21 protein-coding genes are annotated in these 20,946 nt (G+C 33.9%); 15 read left to right on the forward strand and 6 right to left on the reverse strand.

What is annotated here, in order from left to right:
* Window positions 1-149 precede the first annotated feature (149 nt).
* The 11 genes from FEE95_RS21745 to FEE95_RS21795 all read left to right on the forward strand — a co-directional run bounded on the left by FEE95_RS21745 (window position 150) and on the right by FEE95_RS21795 (window position 13,200).
* Window positions 150-1,829 (forward strand): amidohydrolase, encoded by a 1,680-nt coding sequence (locus tag FEE95_RS21745; protein ID WP_212748478.1) that lies wholly within the window; start codon window positions 150-152, stop codon window positions 1,827-1,829.
* Between the two features lie 427 nt (window positions 1,830-2,256).
* Window positions 2,257-2,937 carry a hypothetical protein gene (locus FEE95_RS21750; protein WP_138660160.1) on the forward strand — a complete coding sequence of 227 codons (681 nt, stop codon included), beginning with the start codon at window positions 2,257-2,259 and terminating at the stop codon, window positions 2,935-2,937.
* 200 nt (window positions 2,938-3,137) lie between these two features.
* Window positions 3,138-3,902 (forward strand): arylamine N-acetyltransferase family protein, encoded by a 765-nt coding sequence (locus tag FEE95_RS21755; protein WP_138660161.1) that lies wholly within the window; start codon window positions 3,138-3,140, stop codon window positions 3,900-3,902.
* Window positions 3,903-4,207: 305 nt separating this feature from the next.
* Complete coding sequence (locus tag FEE95_RS21760; protein ID WP_138660162.1) at window positions 4,208-4,651, forward strand: hypothetical protein; 444 nt, start codon at window positions 4,208-4,210, stop codon at window positions 4,649-4,651.
* A gap of 236 nt (window positions 4,652-4,887) precedes the next feature.
* Window positions 4,888-5,355 (forward strand): hypothetical protein, encoded by a 468-nt coding sequence (locus FEE95_RS21765; protein WP_138660163.1) that lies wholly within the window; start codon window positions 4,888-4,890, stop codon window positions 5,353-5,355.
* Window positions 5,356-5,888: 533 nt separating this feature from the next.
* Window positions 5,889-6,344 carry a CHAP domain-containing protein gene (locus tag FEE95_RS21770; protein WP_238474646.1) on the forward strand — a complete coding sequence of 152 codons (456 nt, stop codon included), beginning with the start codon at window positions 5,889-5,891 and terminating at the stop codon, window positions 6,342-6,344.
* A 1,027-nt stretch (window positions 6,345-7,371) separates the two neighbouring features.
* The gene (locus FEE95_RS21775) at window positions 7,372-8,250 is read left to right on the forward strand and encodes an alpha/beta fold hydrolase (protein ID WP_138660165.1); all 879 of its coding nucleotides are present in this window, start codon (window positions 7,372-7,374) and stop codon (window positions 8,248-8,250) included.
* Between the two features lie 349 nt (window positions 8,251-8,599).
* Window positions 8,600-8,989 (forward strand): hypothetical protein, encoded by a 390-nt coding sequence (locus tag FEE95_RS21780; protein WP_138660166.1) that lies wholly within the window; start codon window positions 8,600-8,602, stop codon window positions 8,987-8,989.
* Window positions 8,990-9,878: 889 nt separating this feature from the next.
* Window positions 9,879-11,405 (forward strand): amidase, encoded by a 1,527-nt coding sequence (locus tag FEE95_RS21785; RefSeq protein ID WP_138660167.1) that lies wholly within the window; start codon window positions 9,879-9,881, stop codon window positions 11,403-11,405.
* Between the two features lie 239 nt (window positions 11,406-11,644).
* Entirely contained in the window at window positions 11,645-12,172 is a 528-nt protein-coding gene (locus tag FEE95_RS21790) for a hypothetical protein (protein ID WP_138660168.1), read from the forward strand.
* Between the two features lie 227 nt (window positions 12,173-12,399).
* Entirely contained in the window at window positions 12,400-13,200 is an 801-nt protein-coding gene (locus FEE95_RS21795) for a DJ-1/PfpI family protein (protein ID WP_138660169.1), read from the forward strand.
* 224 nt (window positions 13,201-13,424) lie between these two features.
* Here FEE95_RS21795 and FEE95_RS21800 read toward each other — a convergent pair whose 3' ends face one another.
* Complete coding sequence (locus FEE95_RS21800) at window positions 13,425-14,102, reverse strand: LytR/AlgR family response regulator transcription factor (RefSeq protein ID WP_138660170.1); 678 nt, start codon at window positions 14,100-14,102, stop codon at window positions 13,425-13,427.
* Entirely contained in the window at window positions 14,099-14,668 is a 570-nt protein-coding gene (locus tag FEE95_RS21805; RefSeq protein ID WP_171037119.1) for a sensor histidine kinase, read from the reverse strand. Before FEE95_RS21805 ends, FEE95_RS21800 begins: the two co-directional genes overlap by 4 nt.
* 437 nt (window positions 14,669-15,105) lie before the next feature.
* Here FEE95_RS21805 and FEE95_RS21810 point away from each other — a divergent pair, with 437 nt between their 5' ends.
* The 4 genes from FEE95_RS21810 (at window position 15,106) to FEE95_RS21825 (ending at window position 18,727) form a co-directional block, all read left to right on the forward strand.
* Window positions 15,106-16,224 (forward strand): serine hydrolase domain-containing protein, encoded by a 1,119-nt coding sequence (locus FEE95_RS21810; RefSeq protein WP_138660172.1) that lies wholly within the window; start codon window positions 15,106-15,108, stop codon window positions 16,222-16,224.
* Between the two features lie 25 nt (window positions 16,225-16,249).
* On the forward strand, window positions 16,250-17,197 hold the full coding sequence (locus FEE95_RS21815; protein WP_138660173.1) for a M28 family metallopeptidase: 948 nt from the start codon (window positions 16,250-16,252) through the stop codon (window positions 17,195-17,197).
* Window positions 17,198-17,811: 614 nt separating this feature from the next.
* Window positions 17,812-18,237 (forward strand): MarR family winged helix-turn-helix transcriptional regulator, encoded by a 426-nt coding sequence (locus FEE95_RS21820; protein ID WP_138660174.1) that lies wholly within the window; start codon window positions 17,812-17,814, stop codon window positions 18,235-18,237.
* A 58-nt stretch (window positions 18,238-18,295) separates the two neighbouring features.
* Window positions 18,296-18,727 carry a nuclear transport factor 2 family protein gene (locus FEE95_RS21825; RefSeq protein ID WP_138660175.1) on the forward strand — a complete coding sequence of 144 codons (432 nt, stop codon included), beginning with the start codon at window positions 18,296-18,298 and terminating at the stop codon, window positions 18,725-18,727.
* A gap of 436 nt (window positions 18,728-19,163) precedes the next feature.
* Here FEE95_RS21825 and FEE95_RS21830 read toward each other — a convergent pair whose 3' ends face one another.
* The 4 genes from FEE95_RS21830 to mbpA are packed head-to-tail and all read right to left on the reverse strand — an operon-like array spanning window position 19,164 to window position 20,856.
* Window positions 19,164-19,631: a DUF6730 family protein gene (locus FEE95_RS21830; protein WP_138660176.1), complete on the reverse strand. Its 468-nt coding sequence runs from the start codon at window positions 19,629-19,631 to the stop codon at window positions 19,164-19,166.
* A gap of 17 nt (window positions 19,632-19,648) precedes the next feature.
* Entirely contained in the window at window positions 19,649-19,996 is a 348-nt protein-coding gene (locus FEE95_RS22405) for a hypothetical protein (protein WP_238474643.1), read from the reverse strand.
* A gap of 54 nt (window positions 19,997-20,050) precedes the next feature.
* Window positions 20,051-20,518 carry a relaxase/mobilization nuclease domain-containing protein gene (locus FEE95_RS22410; RefSeq protein WP_238474644.1) on the reverse strand — a complete coding sequence of 156 codons (468 nt, stop codon included), beginning with the start codon at window positions 20,516-20,518 and terminating at the stop codon, window positions 20,051-20,053.
* Window positions 20,515-20,856: a mobilization protein MbpA gene (gene mbpA, locus FEE95_RS21840; protein WP_317129275.1), complete on the reverse strand. Its 342-nt coding sequence runs from the start codon at window positions 20,854-20,856 to the stop codon at window positions 20,515-20,517. The genes FEE95_RS22410 and mbpA overlap by 4 nt, the downstream gene beginning before the upstream one ends.
* Window positions 20,857-20,946 lie beyond the last annotated feature (90 nt).

Raw genomic sequence — 20,946 nt, forward strand, 5'->3', positions numbered from 1 at the left:
TCCGCAAAATCTTTGGGATTTTGCTTTTTAGCGGGACAAAGAAAAAAAGAAAACCAAAAGATTTCGCTATGTGCGTGGCGGAAAGCAAACGCTAGTTTGCTCCCGTACTGTTCATAGCTCAACCGTTATACTCAATTAAAAAATAAAAAATGAGAAACAAAAAGACAGGACAATACTTCTATTTACTAATTGGAATATTAATGTGCTTTTCATCCTGTCAAAAGGAAATCTCAAATACGGATCTGATAATAACCAATGCCAAAATCTGGACTGGAAATGAACAACAAATGATTGCTGAATCTATGGCCATAATTGGTGATTCAATAATAGCTATCGGGTCCAATGAAGACATTCTGAAATTAAAAGGAAATGAAACTGAAATTATTGACGTAGAAGGTGGTTTTATTACACCTGGATTTATTGATTCCCATGTCCATTTAATAGGTGGCGGAACTAGTCTTTTGAGCGTAGACCTAAAAGAAGTTAGTACAAAAGAAGAATTTATTAAAAAAATTGCAGAATATGCAAAAAGCATTGATTCTGGCTCATGGATATTAGAAGGGAATTGGGATAATACCCTCTGGGGAGGTGAACTTCCTAAGAAAGGATGGATTGACGAATACACCACTGATAACCCAGTTTTGATTTATCGTATCGATGGGCATACTGTTTTTGCCAATTCCCTAGCAATGGAAATGGCGGGAATAAATAAAAATACTGCGGACGTCATTGGCGGAGAGATTATAAGAAATGAAGATGGAACTCTAACCGGTGTTTTCAGCGATAATGCAATGAACTTATTGTTTGATAAAATTCCTCCTTTTACAGATAAACAAAACATGTCTTCATTTAAAGCTGCGATGGACTATTTTTCATCTCACGGTGTCACTTCCGTTCACGATATGGACGGTTTGCATAAAATTTATGCCAGCTATGGTACAGCCGAATTGTTAAATAAATCTAATGATTTATCGATTCGTATTTATGCAGTAGCACCACTACCAGATTGGAATATCCTCGTCAACAGAGATTCGAAGAATAACAAATGGTTGAAAGCTGGTGGATTAAAAGGTTTTATTGATGGTTCTTTAGGTTCTCGTACCGCAGCATTGATTGAGCCCTATTCCGACAAAGCAAATTCTAGTGGTCTATTTGTAAATAGTGAAGAAGACCTCTATGAATGGATTTCGTCAGCCGACAAACAAAACCTACAAGTAATGGTACATGCTATTGGCGATAGTGCAATTAAAACTTTACTTACCATTTATGAACGTATTGTTAAAGAAAATGGAAAAAGAGATAGACGACTGAGAATAGAGCATGCACAACATATTGCACCAGAAGATTTCGAAAGATTTACTGAATTAGGCGTCATTGCCAGTATGCAACCTTATCATGCTATAGAAGATGGTCGATGGGTTGAAGAAAGAATCGGTACCGAAAGACTTAAAACAGCCTATGCCTGGAATTCATTATTGGAAGCTAGGGCCGTTGTGGCAATGGGCAGCGATTGGCCAGTAGCTCCAGCAGTACCTTTAGAGACAATTTATGCAGCCGTTACAAGAAGAACTTTGGATGGTAAAAACCCAGATGGCTGGGTTCCTGAACAAAAAATCATTATAGAACAGGCATTAATAGCTCATACAAAAGATGCAGCGTATGCATCATTTGACGAAAATATAAAAGGAACACTCGAACCAGGGAAACTTGCGGATTTTGTAGTTTTATCTGAGGATCTGCTTTCAATCAAACCAGTTTCTATTAAAGATGTTAAGGTTCTTCAAACTTATGTTGGAGGTAAAAAAGTTTATGATTTTAAAAAAGAATAAAAAAGAGTATAACAATGTATATGAAATCATAGCTCCCATTCGGTCGCTACGCTTCATATACTAACCGTTAGCTAACATTTAAACCATTAAAAAATATTTGAGAAAGTTTAAACCGATTCTTACAATAAAGAAAATTGGAATACTGAGATTCTATTGTGGAATTTTACTCGGACTTGGATATGGGTTTTTGGTAAACTTATGGTTTAGAGTATTGGATTATGGATTTTTTGTAGTGTTTGATTTAACCAATCATCATAGCATTGCACTCGACGGTTTTTCAATAAGTTCCTATAATTCTTTTTTTCTTGCATTGACTTCATCCTCGCTCGGTTTTTGTTTTACAATGTACTTCTGGACTAGCAGGCCACTTTCCGAAAATCGAAAAATTACTTTTAAAAATAGATTTGCGCACATAAATACAATTTTCATGTTTATGTTAATTCTTTTTGTATTTACAAAATTCATGACTTTCAGTACTTCATTGAGATACGATGGTTTTGGAATAGACCTAAGCGCCAATTATGGTTATTTACCCTTCCTTCTACCCATTTTTATTTTTCTTTTCAATTGGTTGACTACTTCAAGAATATTTAAATCTGGAAAATTTATAATGCTTTCGGCCATTTTGGTAATTGCATACGGAATGATACTAGCTAAAAATCAGAGAGCTAATATTTGGGTTACCGGATTTAGCATTGAAGAAATGAATGAAAGAATTAACCAAAAAGAAAAAGAGTCAAAATTGATTTCTAAAAAAATATTAGGTAAATGGACCGAAGAGCTATGGCTCGGAGCCGAAAATCTCAACATACCTCCACCTCCGTCGGCAATCCAAGTAAATGACTCAATTTGGCCACCATATTATGAAATATCCAAAGGTCAAATTAAACATTTCTTCTTAGGAATTGATTCAACATCGTACATCTTAGAAAAACGAGATAATGTAATGGCTTTGAACAGTCTTAGAACGGACTTAATAGGCTATCAGAAAAAATGGCGGATATTAAGTATATCGGACACAATTATGGTAATTGAAAGAGGGTATAATAAACATGACCGAAACTGGATTGATGGAATTGACACTCTTAAACTCATAAAAAAACGTTAGCTAACAATACCTAAACGTAATGCGGACTTTAGGGCTAAATTGAAAGGTCTGTGTATATTTATAAGGTCGCTAAATCTTATGGATTTAGCTTTGGACAAAAAAAGAAAAAGCAAAACCAAAAGCTTTAGCTTCGTGCGCAGACGGAAACGAAAAGTTTCCTTATCTCCGCACTACGCTTAGCCGAACCGTTAGCATACATTATGAATACAAAGGAGTATTTAAGTAGAATCAAGTTTTTTGGTAAAACAAAAACGGACTTGAATACCTTGAATCAACTTCATCAAAATCATGTATTTCACATCCCTTTTGAAAACTTAGATATTCAAAGCGGAAAAAAACTGCATCTAGAAGAACCAAAATTATTCAACAAAATTATCAAATCTAGGAGAGGTGGATTTTGTTATGAACTTAACTATTTGTTTCTGTCTTTTTTGAAGAGTTTAGGCTTTGAGGCTAAAATCATTTCTGCAAGAATATTTGACGACGAGGAATTTGGACCTGAATTTGACCATATGGCGATTATTGTTAGTCTGGGAAATGAAGAATGGCTTGCGGATGTTGGATTTGGAGATTTACTTATCAAACCTCTGAAAATTAATCAAGAAATCGAACAAATTGACGGAGGAAATACCTTCAAGATTAGTCAATTTAATAAACATTCATATTTACTTTCTAAATTGGTCAATGGACATGGATTTGAAAAAATATATGTCTTTGAAACCAATGAAAAAAATTTGGAACAATTTTTACCCCAATGCGAATTAAAACAGCAATCTCCGGACTCATATTTTGTAAAAAATAAGGTCTGTACAATAGCGCAAAAAAGCGGACGAAAAACAATTTTCAATTCAAAATATATTGAAAAACAGAATGGGACTAAAACCGAGTTCCTAATTAAAAACAAGGAACAAGAAAAAAGAATATTGAAAAAAGAATTCGGCATGACGATAAATAACGTATGCTAACAATGGCTATAGCAAATAGGGCATAAAGTGCTATATTTATTAACTTGGGCGTGTTTGCTAAGTCCGCCAAATCTTTTGGATTTGGCAATTAAAAAAGAAAAAATAATTACAAAACAAAAAGCTCTGGCTCGCAGACCAGACGGAAACGAAAAGTTTCCTTGCCTGCCCTACTTGCCATAGCTGCACCGTTGTCATTAATTATGAGAAATTATTCTGTATTCATGCTTAGCTGTTTCATTTTAACTTTTTCTTCATGTAAGGACAGTCGAACACAATCTATAAAAACCTCAGAAAATGAAAAATTTGTGGATAAATCCGCAGACGTTTTAGAACCGCTAAATGAAGTGGAAAACAAAGCAATTAATGATGAAAAGATAAACGGATTCGATTTAATAAATATTTCTACCGAGTTGGAAAGTGAGTTTAACAATCACTTATTGGATTTCGATGGAACAAATCTAAGTTTATGCTGTTCTGATGAGCTTTTCAATCCATTAATAGACTTGGAATATGATAACATAAAAAGTAAAATAATGTTGGATTCTACTGTTTTACTTCAAAACGGGATTCGCATCGGAATGGACAAAAAAGAATTGTTGGACAAATTCTTTATTTACTCTGAGAAAATTGCTTTTTCGTTAGCTCAGATTTCTGTGTGCGAAGATGAAAGAGGCGAATTGTACACTAAATATAAATTTGTTGACAGAAAATTGACTGAAATAGAATTCGCAAGTTTAGACGAAGAATAACTAATGACAACAAAACCTATAAACAATACTGGTTTTCGGGCTTTACTAAAGGTTTGTGTATTTTTATGAAGTCCGCAAAATCTTTTGGATTTTGCTCTGGACAAGAAAAAATAAATCAAAACAAAAAGATTTTGCTATATGCGTGGCGGAAAGCAAACGCTAGTTTGCTCCCGTACTCTTCATAGCTCAACCGTTAGCATTAATGGTAAAAAATATCTTAACTCAAGAAATTTTAAATGAAAGTTATTACTTTTTTAGTTCTATTGGTTATTGTTTTAAATTCTTCAAGTTGCACTTCAACTAAGGGAGGTTTTTCGAATTCTTTTAACAAATACCAATCTTATATTACCAAAAACAACCTTAACAAAAGAGTACTTTTAGAACATAATTATAAATATGCATCAATTTATTTCGAAGAGAACGATGATTGCATGACCAATATTTATTATCCAGACATGATTAAAATAAGTGGTGGAAAAAATATGTCTTACAAATTGGTTGATAACCGCATGCTTGATTCGATAGTTATTGATACTCTTATTTTCAACAAGAATGGTAATAGGAGCTTTCTCAAAAACAGAAATCTAACCTTCTTCAAAATAAAAAAAGTAGATACTTCTTTTACAAATAGGGTTTTCCCTTGTTCAAAAGAAGTTATCATTACTCCCCAAAAAGCTAGCTCAGCAAAAAAAAATAACTATTGATACCATTAGTATGGGAATAATAGTAATGTGAAACCGAATGGATTTTTTAGCTATTTTATGAAAATGGACTTTACTCTGACGCAACTGTAGCGCAGATGGACTTTTTAGCTTGATTGCTGAAATAAAAAAAGTAGTTCGAACCAGAACATAATTCAACGTGCTTACTCGTGGAGAACCACTAATGCTAACAATGCCTATAATTAATGCGGGCTTAGGTTTTAAGGTAAAGGTCTGCGTATATTTATGATGTCGCTAAATCTTTGGGATTTAGCTTTGGACAAAAAAAAGAAAAAGCAAAACCCAAAAATTTTGCTTAGCGCGAGACAAGAAATCCGCTGGATTTCCACCCCGCACTAATCATAGCCGAACCGTTGTAAATAATACTGAAAAAAGTTTTAGAACAAATTGAAAAAACGATTTTTAATCATACTTGGAATTCTCATTCTACTTGTAGTCGGATTTTTCGCATCAAAAAAATCAATCTAAATCCAAATTATGAAATCGGACAAAAAGTCGATAGTCTGAATGGAGTTATTGTTTACTATAATGGCGGAGTTGGAAATGTTGATGGACGGCAGTTAACAAAAGACGGGTATAATCTTGGACTCAAATATCAATGCGTAGAATTTGTAAAGCGGTATTATTATGAAGAATTAAATCATAAAATGCCAGACAGTTATGGAAACGCAAAGGACTTTTATAATTCTGAAATTAAAGACGGAAATATAAATAGACAACGAAACTTAAATCAGTTTACAAATCCTAGTAATTCTAGGCCAAAAGCAAATGATTTGGTAATTTATTCTGGCTCAATTTTAAATAGATATGGTCACGTTTCAATTATTTCTAAAGTAACCGAAAACGAAATTGAAATTGTACAGCAGAATCCTGGTCCTTTTGCAGATTCGAGAGAAAAATATACTTTACTAAATGATGACGGAAAATGGAGGATAAACAATGACCGAATTTTAGGTTGGTTAAGAAAATAGCGGGAAAGTACTATTTACAACAAAACCTATAAACAATACGGGCTTCGGGCTTCATCAAAAGGTTTGTGTATTTTTATGAAGTCCGCAAAATCTTTGGGATTTTGCTTTAAACAAGGAAAAGAAAAAACAAAACAAAAAGATTTAGCTATTTGCGTGGCGGAAAGCAAACGCTAGTTTGCTCCCGTACTGTTCATAGCTCAACCGTTAGGCATAATTTAAAAAATGAGAGTTGTATTCAAAATATTACTGATATTTCTATTTACTACTACAAAAATGACTGCACAGAGTTCAGAAGAACGTTTGACATGAGTTGAAAACTCGTTAAATCATTTAATTAAAAGCTCTAGCAATACCTAATATTACCAATAATTGATGTTAAAAAAATATATTTTATTATTACTACTACTCAATTCATGTTTCGAAACCGAAAAGGATTATTATGACCATTTATGGAAAATGGAATTTAAATCAAGAATAATTGATGCTTATATAGATTCAGATAAATATAAAGGGAAAGGAAGATATGTATTACTAATTAATCATGATGGTGGCAGGGTTCTTATAAATAATACTTTTATTCAATCTGCCAACTTGTTTTTTCAAAAAGGAGATTCCATTTTTAAGCCAAAAAACTCCATGAAATATTACATATATAAAAAAGATACTGTATTAATAAAGGAATATTAAGTATGATTTATCTTTTTTAGATTAACTCTCTTTTTGCAAGGATTATCTGATTTGAGAATGATAGCGAAAAAGTTTGATGGAAAATATGACGACTGGAAAAAGCCAGTAGTACAGGAATAAAACTATGCCTAACAAAACCTATAAACAATACGGGATTCGGGCTTAATCGAAAGGTTTGTGTAATTTTATGATGTCCGCAAAATCTTTTGGATTTTGCTTTTTAATGGGACAAAGAAAAAAAGAAAACCAAAAGATTTCGCTATGTACGCGGCGGAAAGCAAACGCCAGTTTGCTCACGTACTGTTCATAGCTCAACCGTTAGCCACAATTAAAAAATAAAATGAACAACAAAGTCAACCTTTTAATATTATTATTTAGCACTATAATTTGTGGTTTGGCAACTGCACAAGAAGAAATGAAATCTGATTATGATATTCCGTATGGAAACAACGAAGAAATCGGAAAGTACGTTACTATCAATGGGGCTGAAATTTATTATGAGGAATATGGAAAAGGAGAGCCATTACTTATAATTCACGGTAACGGAAGCAGTATTGGTAGAATGAAATATCAAATTGAATATTTTAATTCAAAATACAGAGTTATTGTAGCGGATAGCAGAGGACACGGAAAATCTGAACTAAAAACTGATTCCTTAACCTATGTACAGATTACAAAAGATTGGGAAGGATTAGCCAAACATTTAAAATTAGATTCTTTAAACATTTTTGGTTCGAGTGATGGTGGAATAGTTGCGCTCAAAATGGCTATATCGAGAAAAACTAAAATAAAAAAAATAGTTGCATTGGGAGCAAATTTGAGACCTGATTCGACTGCAGTAAATGTGTTTGCAGTTAATGCAGTTGACGGAATGAAAAAAATTGTCAATACAAAAATATTGGAAAAAGACACGACACAAAATTGGAATTTAAGAAAACAACGTTTAGGACTTTTGGGAGACCAACCAAATATACCGAGAAATGACCTCTCGAAAATCACAGCCCAAGTTCTAATTATGGCTGGAGATGAAGACATAATTAGAAATAGTCATACCGTAGAAATTTATGAAAATATTCCGAAAGCACAACTTTGCATAATGCCAGGACAGACACATTGGGCAAGAAGTGAAAGTCCCGAATATGTTAATGGAATAATTAATAAGTTTTTCAAAGAACCATTCAAAAGACCTGACTCTGATTTCACAAAACGGAAAAAATAACTGTGGCTAACAATGGCTATAGCAAATAGGGCAAAAAGAGTCAAATTAAAAGGCTTGGGCTTATTTGCTAAGTCCGCCAAATCTTTTGGATTTGGCAATTAAAAAAGAAAAAATAATTACAAAACAAAAAGCTCTGGCTCGCAGACCAGACGGAAACGAAAAGTTTCCTTGCCTGCCCTACTTGCCATAGCCGAGACGTTGTGGTTTATATTAAAGCATCCTATTTAATATGTAAATTGTGAGAACAATGTATAACTAGACTGTACTTGATACACGATTTAATATTGCGTCAACAAAAATCATTAAGACTATTTTTCGGTACAACATTTGCTATTTTTTATAAAAAAGGATGAAAACTAATTTAATCTTATACTGTTGTATATTTTTTATCTCAACTTTTGGGTTTACCCAATATTCTATAGAATCGGATACTCTAATATTTGAATATGATGAAAGTTATTTCAGTACTTATGAACATACACCGGACAGCTATTTTATTGCAGATTTACCTTTAGGCAATGGTTTTTATTTAAAATATGAGAAAGGGTTTAGCTCTCTACAGTCTGCCGAATTATTAAATTTTAGAGATTTTGTATATCAATTCAAAAAAAAATATACAAGTAATGTTTATGCCAATCTCGATGTAGATTTATTCATAGATTATTTGGGGAATAAATCTGTCTTCTTAAAAAAAGGAGACGGACACATCCAAGTTGTTCCAACAGTAGAGGTCGAATAACTAACGAAAAAAATACAAACCACAACACAACCTATAAACAATACGGGCTTCGGGCTTAATCGCAGGGTTTGTGTATTTTTATAAAGTCCGCAAAATCTTTTGGATTTTGCTCTGGACAGTAAAAAATAAATCAAAACAAAAAGATTTCGCTGTGTGCGTGGTGGAAAGCAAACGCTAGTTTGCTCCCGTACTGTTCATAGCTCAACCGTTGTAATCAATAGCTCAAAAAGAATGGATTCAATAAGAGGAATAAATTTTTTAGGTGCTTTATTTCTTTTAATACTTCTTAGAATAGAAGGAATATGGCAACTTACTGGGTACTATTTACTGTTCTTTTATTTATGGATTTATCTGATTTTTTTAATCCAAGAACTAAGGTATGTATATAAAGAAAGAGTAAGTTTTTTAAAGCATTTCACTTCCCATTGGTTAATCTTAGTCGGACTAGTTTTACCTATTTTAACTGTTATTTTCAATAGATATTTGTTTACTATATCAATTTAAAAGTGAATTGAAAAATAATTTTTAAACAAGCATAATCAGATGGACTTTACTCAGACGCAACTGTTACGTTGATGGACTTCACTCGGACGGAATAAAACCAAAACGTAAAGTTTCGTGCTTACTAGAACGTGTCGCTACTGATTACAACAAAGCCTATAATTAATACGGACTTGTGGCTTTTACGCTAAAGGTCTGTGTATATTTATAAAGTCGCAAAATCTTTGGGATTTTGCTTCGTGCAAGTAAAAAAAACAAAACCCAAAGCTTTTGCTTAGCGCGAGACAGGAAATTCGCTGGATTTCCGCCCCGCGCTAATCATAGCCGAGACGTTAGCCGTAATTCTAGAAGACAATTCTTTTATGGAATTTAATAATCCAAATCTTATATGAAAAAAGAAAATGAAATGACTTCAGTATCAAGACGTAAAGTAATTGGTCTCCTAGGCATGGGGGCTTTAGCCGTTCAATTTCCAATGAGTTGTTCACAGGCTAAACCTAAAAGCAAAGACCTTAAAACACAACTGTTCTATTTGACAATACAAGAAATCGGAGAGTTGATTAGGACAAAAGAAATCTCTTCGGTTGAACTTACCACCATAATGCTGAATCGTATTACCGCTATTGATGCTAAACTTAACAGTTACATTACGGTAATGAAGGAATATGCTTTATCAACGGCTAAAATTCTTGATGATGAACTTAGTAATGGAAAATATAGAGGTCCTATGCATGGTATACCAATTGCGTTAAAAGACCTTTTTTATACTGAAGGAGTTACTACAACTGGTGGAACCATCGTGAGTAGTTTGGTGCCAGAATATGATGCTACAGTTACAAGTAGATTAAAAAAAGTAGGCGCTATAATTATTGGAAAGTTGAGTATGTCCGAAGGTGCTTATTTAGCACATCATCCAAAATTTAAAGTTCCCAAAAACCCATGGGACAAAAGTCGTTATACCGGTGTTTCTTCAAGTGGTTCAGGAGTAGCGGTTGCTGCAGGACTTTGTTTTGGATCATTGGCAACAGACACGGGTGGATCTATACGATACCCTTCTTCTGCCAACGGTGTTGTAGGGTTGAAACCAACCTTTGGAAGAGTAAGTAGATATGGAGTTTTACCACTCGCATTATCCATGGATCATGTTGGCCCTATGACTAGATCAGTAGCAGATGCGGCTATAATGTTTGAAGCAATAGCAGGGGCTGACCCAAATGACCAGGTGACCCTAAGGGAATCTGTTCCTAGTATTACAAGTAAGCTAGATGGCACTATAAAAGGAGTACGAATAGGATTTGATAGAAAATATTCAACTGAAAACGTAGAGCCACAGGTTGTTGAAGCAACCCTAGCGGTTATAGATGTATTAGTTTCACTTGGAGCTGAAATCATCGATGTTGAAATGCCTGAAGTGGGACAAATAGTCGACACATGGGTTAAAATTGGTAATAGGGAAGCCTCCAAAATACATTCCAAAACTTATCCATCTAGATCCGAAGATTATGGAGAAGGATTCAAATGGGTTATAGAAAGTGGTTTGAAGGTAACAGAACTAGAATTTGCAGAAGCAAATAAAGAACGAAGCAGAATAGCCGAAGAGTTCTTGACGATGCTTTCCAATATTGATGCGTTTGTTTGTCCTGTAATGTGGTGTGCCCCTGGTGTCTATTCTGCGGCTGAAGTTTTGGGTGGTTTTCGACCAGTAGACCCTTCTCCTTTGCTTAATGACGTTTTTGCAAAACCGGCTGATTTTTCAGGCAGTCCGTCTTTAACTGTCCCATGTGGATTTTCAAAAAATGGAGCGCCAATAGGTATTCAATTCATTGGGAATCATCTGGATGAGGAAATGATATGTAGAATTGGATATGCCTATGAGCAAAATACAGAATGGCATAAAAAGCACCCCACTCTTTAACATTTTGTAAAAAGAAAATAAAAACTACGGCTAACAATGGCTATAGCAAATAGGGCATAAAGTGCTATATTTAAAGGCCTGAGCGTATTTGCTAAGTCCACCAAATCTTTTGGATTTGGCAATTAAAAAATAAAAAAAATTACAAAACAAAAAGCTCTGGCTCGCAGACCAGTCAGAAACGAAAAGTTTCCTTGCCTGCCCTACTTGCCATAGCCGAACAGTTACCACACATTTAAGAAATGAAGAAGAAACAAAGAAAAATATTTTACCCTACCATCTTCATTTTGGGTTTATTCTTAATGGTTTGGCAGATAACCATATATCGAAATACAATAATTGATTTAACGATTTTATTTGGGATTATTTTTGTTGTTGGGATAGCAACATTTTTAGTTGACTTTAAAAATTACGGCAAAACATATAAGTACAGCGGAATTGGACTTTACTTTTATTCCTCTATGCATTATATATGTGGATTTGGATTTATCGCTTGCTCTATTTTTACGTTAACGAATTACTATTTAGCGGACAGAACACCTATAACAGAAACGTTTGAAATTGTTGAACGGACTTGGTTACCTGGGAGTAAATACCATAGAGATGAAAAGCAACCTGCGTTCAAAATAAACTATGATGGAAAATTAAAGCAATTGGTTTTTCCTCATAAATATTATGAAAACATGGCGCTTTATAAAAACGTGGAATTGGAAGTTAGAAAAGGGTATTTTGGGTTTGATATTTTGGAGAATAAAAAACTGAGCTATTGATGTAGAAAAAACGTGTGGTAACACAACCTATAAACAATACGGGCTTGGCTGCTTAAGTTATAAACTCGGAATATCAGCGAACATCGCCAAATCTTTTGGATTTGGCATTAAATAAAAAAGAAAAAGCAAAACAAAAAGGTTTGGCTAATTACGTGGCGGAATGTTAAGTACTAACTTGCTCCCGTACTATTTATAGCCAAACCGTTGTGCAACATTAGAAAACAAATATGAAACACCTTACAATTTTATTATTTCTGTTTATCCTTTCTTGTCAAGAAAACACCAAAGTTAAGACTGATAAAAATGAAGCTATTGATGAAAAAATTTTAACTGATGAAGAAATCGGACAAGCAATATTGACTGAAGAAAAAGTTAAAATAAATTCAATCGGTATTTTAGTCTATGATGGATTTTTTGACTTAGACGCTTTTGGACCACACTCTGTATTATCCAGTATAGTTGGCACTGATGTTTTTTTTGTGGCTGAGAAAAAAGGCTCAGTAAAGACAAGTTCTGGAATTGAAATCTCAGTTACAAAAAGTATCGAAGAAGTTGATAAACTTGATATCTTACTAATTCCTGGAGGTACTGTTGGAACCGTTCGAGCAAGTAAAAATCAAAATTTAATTAATTGGATTAAAAAAATTGACCAAACAACAAAATATACAACAAGCGTATGTACTGGTGCTTGGATTCTTGGTGAAGCGGGGCTTTTAGAAAACAAAAAAGCTACAACAAACTGGTATCGAGCAAAGGAAAAGATTGAATCTTACAATGCTGAATTCGTGCAAGAAAGATATGTCCAAGACGGGAAATTATGGACTTCTGCTGGAGTTTCTGCTGGAATTGATATGAGCTTAGCTCTTGTCAACGAAATTAAAGGAGAAACTTATGCGAAATTGGTAATGCTGAACTTAGAATACGACCCAAAACCACCATTAAAGGGAGGCTCTGTCGAGAATACAAACAAAGGTTTGGTAAATCATATGTCTGGAATGTATGACCAAATATTGGACACTAACAAATAACGTTGCACAACAATGGCTATTGGTAATTGCTTGTTCTCGCCTAATTCTGAAAATCCTCGTGGATTTTCAGTTTGGTGTGTACTTGTATAGTTAAGTGCTAACCAACGCAACTACTCATAGCCGCGCCGTTAACTGAAGGCTGAAAAGTAAAATTTTAAACAATTGGTGAGATTTGTCCTGTAAAGGACCAAAAATTACAATTAACTTGACCTCTTAATTCGGATTTATAATCTGCCAAATAGTTTTTTATAAGTTCTGCCTAAAGGAATTACTTTCTCGTTTATAAATATTCGACTCCCCTCTGTAGCGGTTATAAAATCTCTATTTACAATAAACGAATTATGAACTCGCAAAAACTGTTTAGGAAGTTCTGACTGAAAATTCGATATCCCTCTAAGTGTTAAAAGCTTACCAATTTCAGTAACAACTTTACAATAATTACCCTTTGCCTCTATGAATTGGATGTCAGATAGTTTTACACGATGTTGTTTCTTATCCACTTTGATATTTATGTAATCTTCTGAGTAAGGGTTTGCAATTGATTTGTCATCTTTGAACGCTAAAATTGTGTTGACAGCCTTAAGGAATCTAGGAAAACTAAAAGGTTTCAACAAGTAGTCTGACACTTGAAATTCATAGCCCTCTAAAGCAAATTCCTTATAAGCAGTAGTCAAAATAATTTTCGGCGGATTTTTGATAGCTTTAAGCATTTCAAATCCCGAAATTTTGGGCATATTAATGTCTAAAAACAACAAATCCACTTTTTCTTTCTGTAGTAAGTCTATAGCTTGAAAAGCATCATAACAGTTGCCCACCTTATGCAAACCAGTAATTTGTTTAGAAAACTCTTCAATGATATTGTGAGCAATTGGCTCATCGTCTATGATGGCGTATTTAATCATTTCGTTGTTAAGATAATTTTTGCATTATAAACATTTTCATTACTCTCCAAAACCAAACGGTGCCTGTTAGGATATAAATACTGTAACCGTTTTTTTAGATTCTTCAAACCCATTCGATTTCCTGATTCAGACTTAGTCTCAAAATTATTGATCACTTCAAAAGTCAAGGTGTCATTTTGGTGCATCAAATTTATGTGGACAAAAGCATTTTCTCTTAGGCTTTCAATCCCATGTTTAAAAGCATTTTCAACTAACATTATAAAAAGTAGTGGTGAAACTAATGTAGATTGATCTGAAATTTTTTTTTTGAATTGTATATCTACATTTTTCTGGTATCTGATTTTTTGAATATCAATGTACTCTTGAAGGTAGTTAATTTCGCTTTTAAGAAGTGTCAGGTCTTTATCACCCTCATAAATAGTATACCGCATTATTTCTGCAAGCTTTTGAATGTACTCTGGGGTTTTATCTGATTTGGCAATTGACAAACCATACAAATTGTTCAATGTATTAAAAAAGAAATGTGGATCAATCTTACTTTTCAGTAAACCTAATTCGGCTTCCATTTTTTGATTTTTCAATAATCTGTAATTCTGTATCAACTTGAAAACCCAGGAAATAATAAAACACCCAATAACTGCAAAAAATAATACTTGAAAAATGAAAAAATAAGTCTCGTAAACAGTATTCTCCGAACTTTCCAATACTTGTTTGTAATGGACCATACCTATACTTGTAGACACAAGCAAGACAATTACAATAAAATATGAAAAGTACTTCTTTGCTACTGAAATCATTGCATAAAAGTATACTATTAAAAAACCAAAGGCAATCCATTTGACAAACAACCTATTTTTCAATACGGACTACTTAATTTGGAAAACAAATGGCATATGTCATCAGTTACATACTGATTAAACCAGGTAGTAAGCGACGCATCAATATTATTTTTTGATAATCGACTATACAATTAAGTTTGAGCAAATATTAAAATTTTTGATCAATGAAAAATCGTGCATCGCTGCTGATTCTGGCTTTATTGTGTACTTGCTCAACAATTCAAGCTCAGTCACCTATACCTAAAAAAACAATATCCATTGAAACCATTATGGATGGAAAAATCCCAATATTACTTAAGGAAAATACGGTGCCAGGCATGGCAGTGGCCATTATCAAAAATGGTAAGGTTATTTATGTAAAAGGACACGGTTATAGTGATGTAGCTAACAATATCGAAATATCAAGCACTACTGGTTTTAATATTGGCTCAATCTCAAAACTATTTACTGCTTGGGGAATTATGAATTTGGTTGAAGATGAAATACTCGACCTCGACACACCTATTGAAAATTACCTAACAAGGTGGAAACTACCAAAGTCTAAATTTGACCATAGTAAAATTAACATTAGGACCATCTTGAGTCATAGTGCGGGGTTATCTGTACATGGTTATCCTGGCTTTCATCCTAATGACACGTTGCCCACTCTTGAGGCTTCATTAAATGGTGAGAACGGTCCACAAAAAGATAATGAAATAGTCAAGGTTATTATTGAACCGAAGACCCAGTTTAAATATTCAGGTGGGGGTTATACCATATTACAACTTGTTATTGAGGAAGTAACGGGACAAAAATTTGAAATTTATATGCAAAATGAAATATTTGAAACGCTAGGGATGAACAATACAAGCTTTAGAATTGATGATAAAATTTTATCTAATTCGGCAAAGCCATATAATCATGAAGGCAAAGAAATCTACCTAGAACGATTTACAGCAAAGGCGGCCGCTGGCTTGCATACAACCCTTGAAGACCTGTCTATTTTCGCAAAAGCGCAATTCAAAAATAATTCGGTATTGTCAAAAGAGACCATTCAAGAAATGATTAGAATAATCCCTATAACAAAAACTAAGCGCGTAGCTTATGGTTTAGGATATGCTACTTATAATTTTGGGCCTATTAGCGTTACAGGACATGCAGGCACAAACACAGGATGGGAAGCCGGTTTTATGATAGATTTTGAGAAAAAGGATGGCATTATCATACTTACTAATAGTTCTAACGGAAAAAAAGTAGCTATTAGCACCCTACAAGCGTGGGGTAAATGGAGAATGATCAAATAAAAACGAGTTCTATACGATCCACTAAATGAAAAATATCATCAAAATAGCACTTCTGTGTTTACTACCAATAGCTTGCCAAGAGCAAACGGTCGAAGGGCCTTTACTTACTGAAAGCTTGCCCAAAGATAAAGCAGACTATCAAAGGCAAATAATTGGTCATCTTTCAGGAAAAGATACAATAGGGAACGGTACCATTCTTAAAAGTAGATGGGCTAAAGCGGAGCGAGAAATATCAAAAAGATATCTCATGGAATTAATAAACACTTTAGGTATTAAGGCATTAGAGCACAACTACACAACACCTAATCAATATGCAGCAATTGATTTAATTCTTAACCCATTCAAGGGTACTAATGTTTATGGAATTATTCCTTCCAATACAAATAGTCGAGAATATGTTGTACTTGGAGCACATTATGATAGTGGAAAAGAAAACGCGCCTGGGGCGATTGACAATGCTACTGGTATTGCACTTGTTTATAGTGTAGTAAAAGAACTTTTAAAAAATCAAAAAAGAAATAAAAATATTATCATGGTCTTTTTTGACCAAGAGGAAGAAGAGCAAATAGGAAGTATAGCATTCACCAAGCTAATAAAGAAAAAGCAATGGAACATACATTCTATCCATTGTTATGATATGGTTGGTTGGGACGGAGATAATGACAGAGCTATGGAAATATTCTCAGGATCAGAAAACTTGATAAACTTATATAAAGCTTCTGCTATTGCACAAAACATTCCCATAAAAGATATCGTTATTGACCCCGAAAGCTATGACAACAGATCCACCGATGCCGATGTATTTGTCCCTTTAGGTTTTAACGTAATAGGTGCTGGTGAATGTTATTATCACGGAGATTCTAATCCATATAAGGATAGCCCAAATGATACATTTGATAAAGTAAACTTCGAATACCTTTTGTCTTGTTCAAATTTAATAGAGGACATCATTACAAAAATAATAATACAATGAATAAGACACAGCAAAATATTTTCCGCATTTTAAAAAAGCATTTTGTTTATTCAACTGCGTTAGGCTTTACATTATTATTCTTTCTTTATAAAGGCTTTGTCTTTTTAATAATTGGCAGTTACATTCCACTGATTTTAATATCAGTAATCGTAATTCTTTTTGTTTTATGTTCAAGTCATTCAAAAAAGTCATTCAAAAGAATTATTAATATTTGGGCTATTATATTAATTGTATGGTCTTCTGCTAGATTGTTATTAAGCTTAATAAATCAATTAGTAAAACAAGTTCCGCAAAGTCACATATCTGAACAACTCAATATTTTTAGTGGTCTTTTGAGTTTGTTGTTTCTTTATTTCGCTATCAACTTATTGAGGTTTAAAAAGAGATTATTTTGAGAAGTAAAGCCAGCAGTTAACAACGTGTATAGCTCATGCCTTAATCTATACACAAAAATTAATTACTTATAATTTTAATAAATTTTCGGGTAACCATTCTTGCCGAAAAACGGCACAAGCCATACACGAACACGTTACCTGCAAGCATAAAAAAAACACCAATTAAATATAAATGAAAAATATAGTTGCTTAGCTAACTATATTTACTATATTTGCATTATGATTAATAATAATACTTACTTTCAAATAGAACTTACTGCCAGGAGAATAAGACAATATGGACAAAACGTACTCAAATCTCAAGGTATTGACATTACAATAGAACAATGGTTAGTAATGAATGTGATAAATGAAAATGAATCTATTAATCAAATCGATGTTGGAGAAAAACTTGTAAAAGATAAACCTACTATCTCAAGAATGGTAAATCATCTAGAAAAAAAAGGGTTTATTATAAAAACTTCTTCTTCTACAGATTCTAGAAAAGTTGAACTAACTATATCCAAAAAGGGGGAAACAATGATTAATAACCTTTATCCCATTATTGAAAAAATTCGTTTTACAGGTTTAAATGAGCTGTCCGAAAAAGAAAAAGAAATTATTGGAACTATTCTAGTGAAAATTCGAAAAAATTTAGATGCCTAATTTTTAACAAAAAAAGTTGTCTAGCTAACTTTATTATTAACTTTTAAATACAAAAATTATGAAAACAAAAATTTTAACTTTTTTAGCAATCGCTATTTTATTCTCTTGTAAATCTAATGCGCAAGATGACCATGTAAGTGAAGTGAAATCATCATTAGAATCTTATCTAAATGCTGGAGATATGAATGACACAAAAAAATTAAAGCCATATCTTCACTCTGACTTTAGAGTAGTTCTATATGATGATAAAAAAGACGCTACTTCTATTCTCGATAAATCTACCTATATCTCTTTTATAAAAAATAAAAAGTTTGGTGGATATAAAAGACATATTAATTATCAGGACATTCAAACGATTGGCGAAAATATGGCTTCTATAAACGTTATATTAACTAGTGATGGCAAACCTACATTAAAGAATTTTTATTCCTTAGTAAGGATTAAAAATAAATGGTTGGTTCTTCAGGATTATGTGATTCTAATTCCATAAAAAATTAATCCTACCAAAAGTTAGTTTAGACCTTAATTAAAATTGAAAAAAGCCAGCAGCTAACAAAGCATATAATTAATACGTACTTCGTGTTTTACGCTAAGGTCTGTGTACATTTATAAAGTCGCAAAATCTTTGGGATTTTGCTTTCGAACTAAAAAAGAAAAAACAAAACCAAAAGCTTTTGCTTAGTGCGTAGCTGGAAATCCGTCGGATTTCTGCGCCGCACTGATTATAGCCCAGCCATTGACCCGCGTTTCTTCTCTCAATTTTTTTTGATGTTTAGGATAGTAAGATAGCGTTTTTCAATCTCAAGGTAATTATTAGCAACGATTGTGTCCCAAATTCTTACCTAGAACTTTGCGCATGGTTCCTATCCTGTTTTTGTAGTGTTCCGGTAGATAAGCGTTAAGCAAAAACAGGATAGGGCGCATACCTACTTTTGATTTGGAACACTATCCTTCTTTCTGGTCCATTTTTTATAGTCTTTGTATATAATAGGGTGGTCTTCGAAATATCGTCTTGCCTTTGTATTACTTTCTTTTTGACCTCTTAGGAATGCCGCTTTGTTCCTATCCTCAAACTGGATGAAATGATAGCCAAAATAACTAAGTGAGAGAACCTGAATAGATATTACGATACAAAACAAGGTTGCCAACCAATTCGGGATTATCCGTGCAGATTTCAATCCCTTTTTAATTTCCATTGCTTTCTCCTTGTAAATGGTCATGGCGTGCTTCTGTTCCTTTGTAAGGCCTTTTATATAGTTTTCGATTCTTGAAGTGTCCGCCTTTAACTTCAAGTCCTTGAAATTCTTTGACAAGGTTTCCAACTTTTCAATTGATTTATGGAACCCTTCGATTTCCTCGGTCAGGAGTTCCATCATCTCTTCCATCTTTTTCATGCCTCTATTCTTTACGTTTATATGCCTATGCCCCGCTCCAGTGCTCTCTCAAGAACTCTTTTCAAGACCCTCTTTGCAATACTGGTCGCTATATTCGTGCTGAGCCCTAAAGTCTTTCCCGCTAGCTTGATGGTGTTCCCTTTTTTGAGTTGGATGCCCATTGTAGAGTTATTGGCTATTTGAACAGCTAGTTTGCTTCCCGACATCGAGCGGTGTACTTCACTTCCCTTTAGATTATGACCCTTATGCTCAAATCGAAAGCCCTGTAACTGGTTTTGCCTATTGATACTTGGTATGACCTTTATCCCGTTTTGTTTCATGTACTTGATATACTGGTCAAAGTCCTTTGGTCTTTTTTCCATCATTACTTTTTCGTGGGTCTGTTTGATTGCTTTACGAATACTTTTCAGTTCGCTGAGTTATTCCTGTTGTACTTCCCTTGCAGTGGTAAGTCCCATTTCCTTGGCAACTCTCTCCGCAGCATATTGGCTACGCTTTCCGATGAAGTTGTCCTTATAGGCCGTCCCATCGAAATTGATCCTATTGACATAAACATGTACATGGGTATGCTGTTTGTCCCGATGCACGAAACCGATTCCCTGATGCTCTTCAAGTTTCATTTCGGCAATGAACCTTTGGGTAAGTTCTTGGAGCCTTTCGCTGGATAAATCCTTCCCGTCTTCAATGGTCGGACTTAATACAAAGCTCAGGGTATTGTTCTTCGTTCTTATGTTCTGTTCTTGGATGATCCTGAACTCTTCTGTGATCTCCCTTGGGTTATCCCCTGCCAGATGTTGCTTATATACAACTTCTGCCTTCTTCTCTTGGTTCCATCCATAGCCCATGGATGGATCAGTATGCGATATCGATTTCCCCTTGCCTATCATTTTTTGAAATTATGGAGATGCATCCGTATTTCATTGGCGAGCTGTTCCACTTCCTTTGCCAACTTGGGATTCCGCTTTTTGAACATATTGCCTATCCTTGTAAAGTTGTTCTTGTATTTCACGAGCATCGCATAATGTTCCAGTTGTTCCGAGGTAAGCCTTTCTATGATCCTATTTTCCAAAGACGCGCTCCTGCAATATTCGGATAGGGAAAGCCCTGCCTTTTTGGCCTTTAGCTTGAGCATTTTTTTCTCATAGATGCTGCACCGGAACTGTACGAACTCTCGTTTCAACTTTTCCTTTTTTCTTTTGCGAATTCTAAGAGAAAACCAAATCAATTGATAAAATTTTGTTCATAAACTTCAACAAAGGGTGATTGTCTTCGGATTACAGCAAAAATTCGATTGACAAGTTTACAGCATACCGCA

The sequence above is a fragment of the Maribacter algarum (ex Zhang et al. 2020) genome (assembly GCF_005885635.1).
GTDB lineage: Bacteria > Bacteroidota > Bacteroidia > Flavobacteriales > Flavobacteriaceae > Maribacter_C > Maribacter_C algarum.

Bases quoted from the DNA above. Each gene is read 5' to 3' on its own strand.
- FEE95_RS21815 (WP_138660173.1), top strand. From the start codon at position 16,250: ATGAAAAATATCATCAAAATAGCACTTCTGTGTTTACTACCAATAGCT.
- FEE95_RS21750 (WP_138660160.1), top strand. From the start codon at position 2,257: ATGTTTATGTTAATTCTTTTTGTATTTACAAAATTCATGACTTTCAGT.
- FEE95_RS21805 (WP_171037119.1), bottom strand. From the start codon at position 14,668: ATGGAAGCCGAATTAGGTTTACTGAAAAGTAAGATTGATCCACATTTC.
- FEE95_RS21820 (WP_138660174.1), top strand. From the start codon at position 17,812: ATGATTAATAATAATACTTACTTTCAAATAGAACTTACTGCCAGGAGA.
- FEE95_RS21755 (WP_138660161.1), top strand. From the start codon at position 3,138: ATGAATACAAAGGAGTATTTAAGTAGAATCAAGTTTTTTGGTAAAACA.
- FEE95_RS21825 (WP_138660175.1), top strand. From the start codon at position 18,296: ATGAAAACAAAAATTTTAACTTTTTTAGCAATCGCTATTTTATTCTCT.
- FEE95_RS21745 (WP_212748478.1), top strand. From the start codon at position 150: ATGAGAAACAAAAAGACAGGACAATACTTCTATTTACTAATTGGAATA.
- FEE95_RS21780 (WP_138660166.1), top strand. From the start codon at position 8,600: ATGAAAACTAATTTAATCTTATACTGTTGTATATTTTTTATCTCAACT.
- FEE95_RS21775 (WP_138660165.1), top strand. From the start codon at position 7,372: ATGAACAACAAAGTCAACCTTTTAATATTATTATTTAGCACTATAATT.
- FEE95_RS21765 (WP_138660163.1), top strand. From the start codon at position 4,888: ATGAAAGTTATTACTTTTTTAGTTCTATTGGTTATTGTTTTAAATTCT.
- FEE95_RS21830 (WP_138660176.1), bottom strand. From the start codon at position 19,631: ATGAAAAAGATGGAAGAGATGATGGAACTCCTGACCGAGGAAATCGAA.
- FEE95_RS21800 (WP_138660170.1), bottom strand. From the start codon at position 14,102: ATGATTAAATACGCCATCATAGACGATGAGCCAATTGCTCACAATATC.
- FEE95_RS22410 (WP_238474644.1), bottom strand. From the start codon at position 20,518: ATGATAGGCAAGGGGAAATCGATATCGCATACTGATCCATCCATGGGC.
- FEE95_RS21795 (WP_138660169.1), top strand. From the start codon at position 12,400: ATGAAACACCTTACAATTTTATTATTTCTGTTTATCCTTTCTTGTCAA.
- FEE95_RS22405 (WP_238474643.1), bottom strand. From the start codon at position 19,996: ATGATGGAAAAAAGACCAAAGGACTTTGACCAGTATATCAAGTACATG.
- FEE95_RS21810 (WP_138660172.1), top strand. From the start codon at position 15,106: ATGAAAAATCGTGCATCGCTGCTGATTCTGGCTTTATTGTGTACTTGC.
- FEE95_RS21790 (WP_138660168.1), top strand. From the start codon at position 11,645: ATGAAGAAGAAACAAAGAAAAATATTTTACCCTACCATCTTCATTTTG.
- FEE95_RS21785 (WP_138660167.1), top strand. From the start codon at position 9,879: ATGAAAAAAGAAAATGAAATGACTTCAGTATCAAGACGTAAAGTAATT.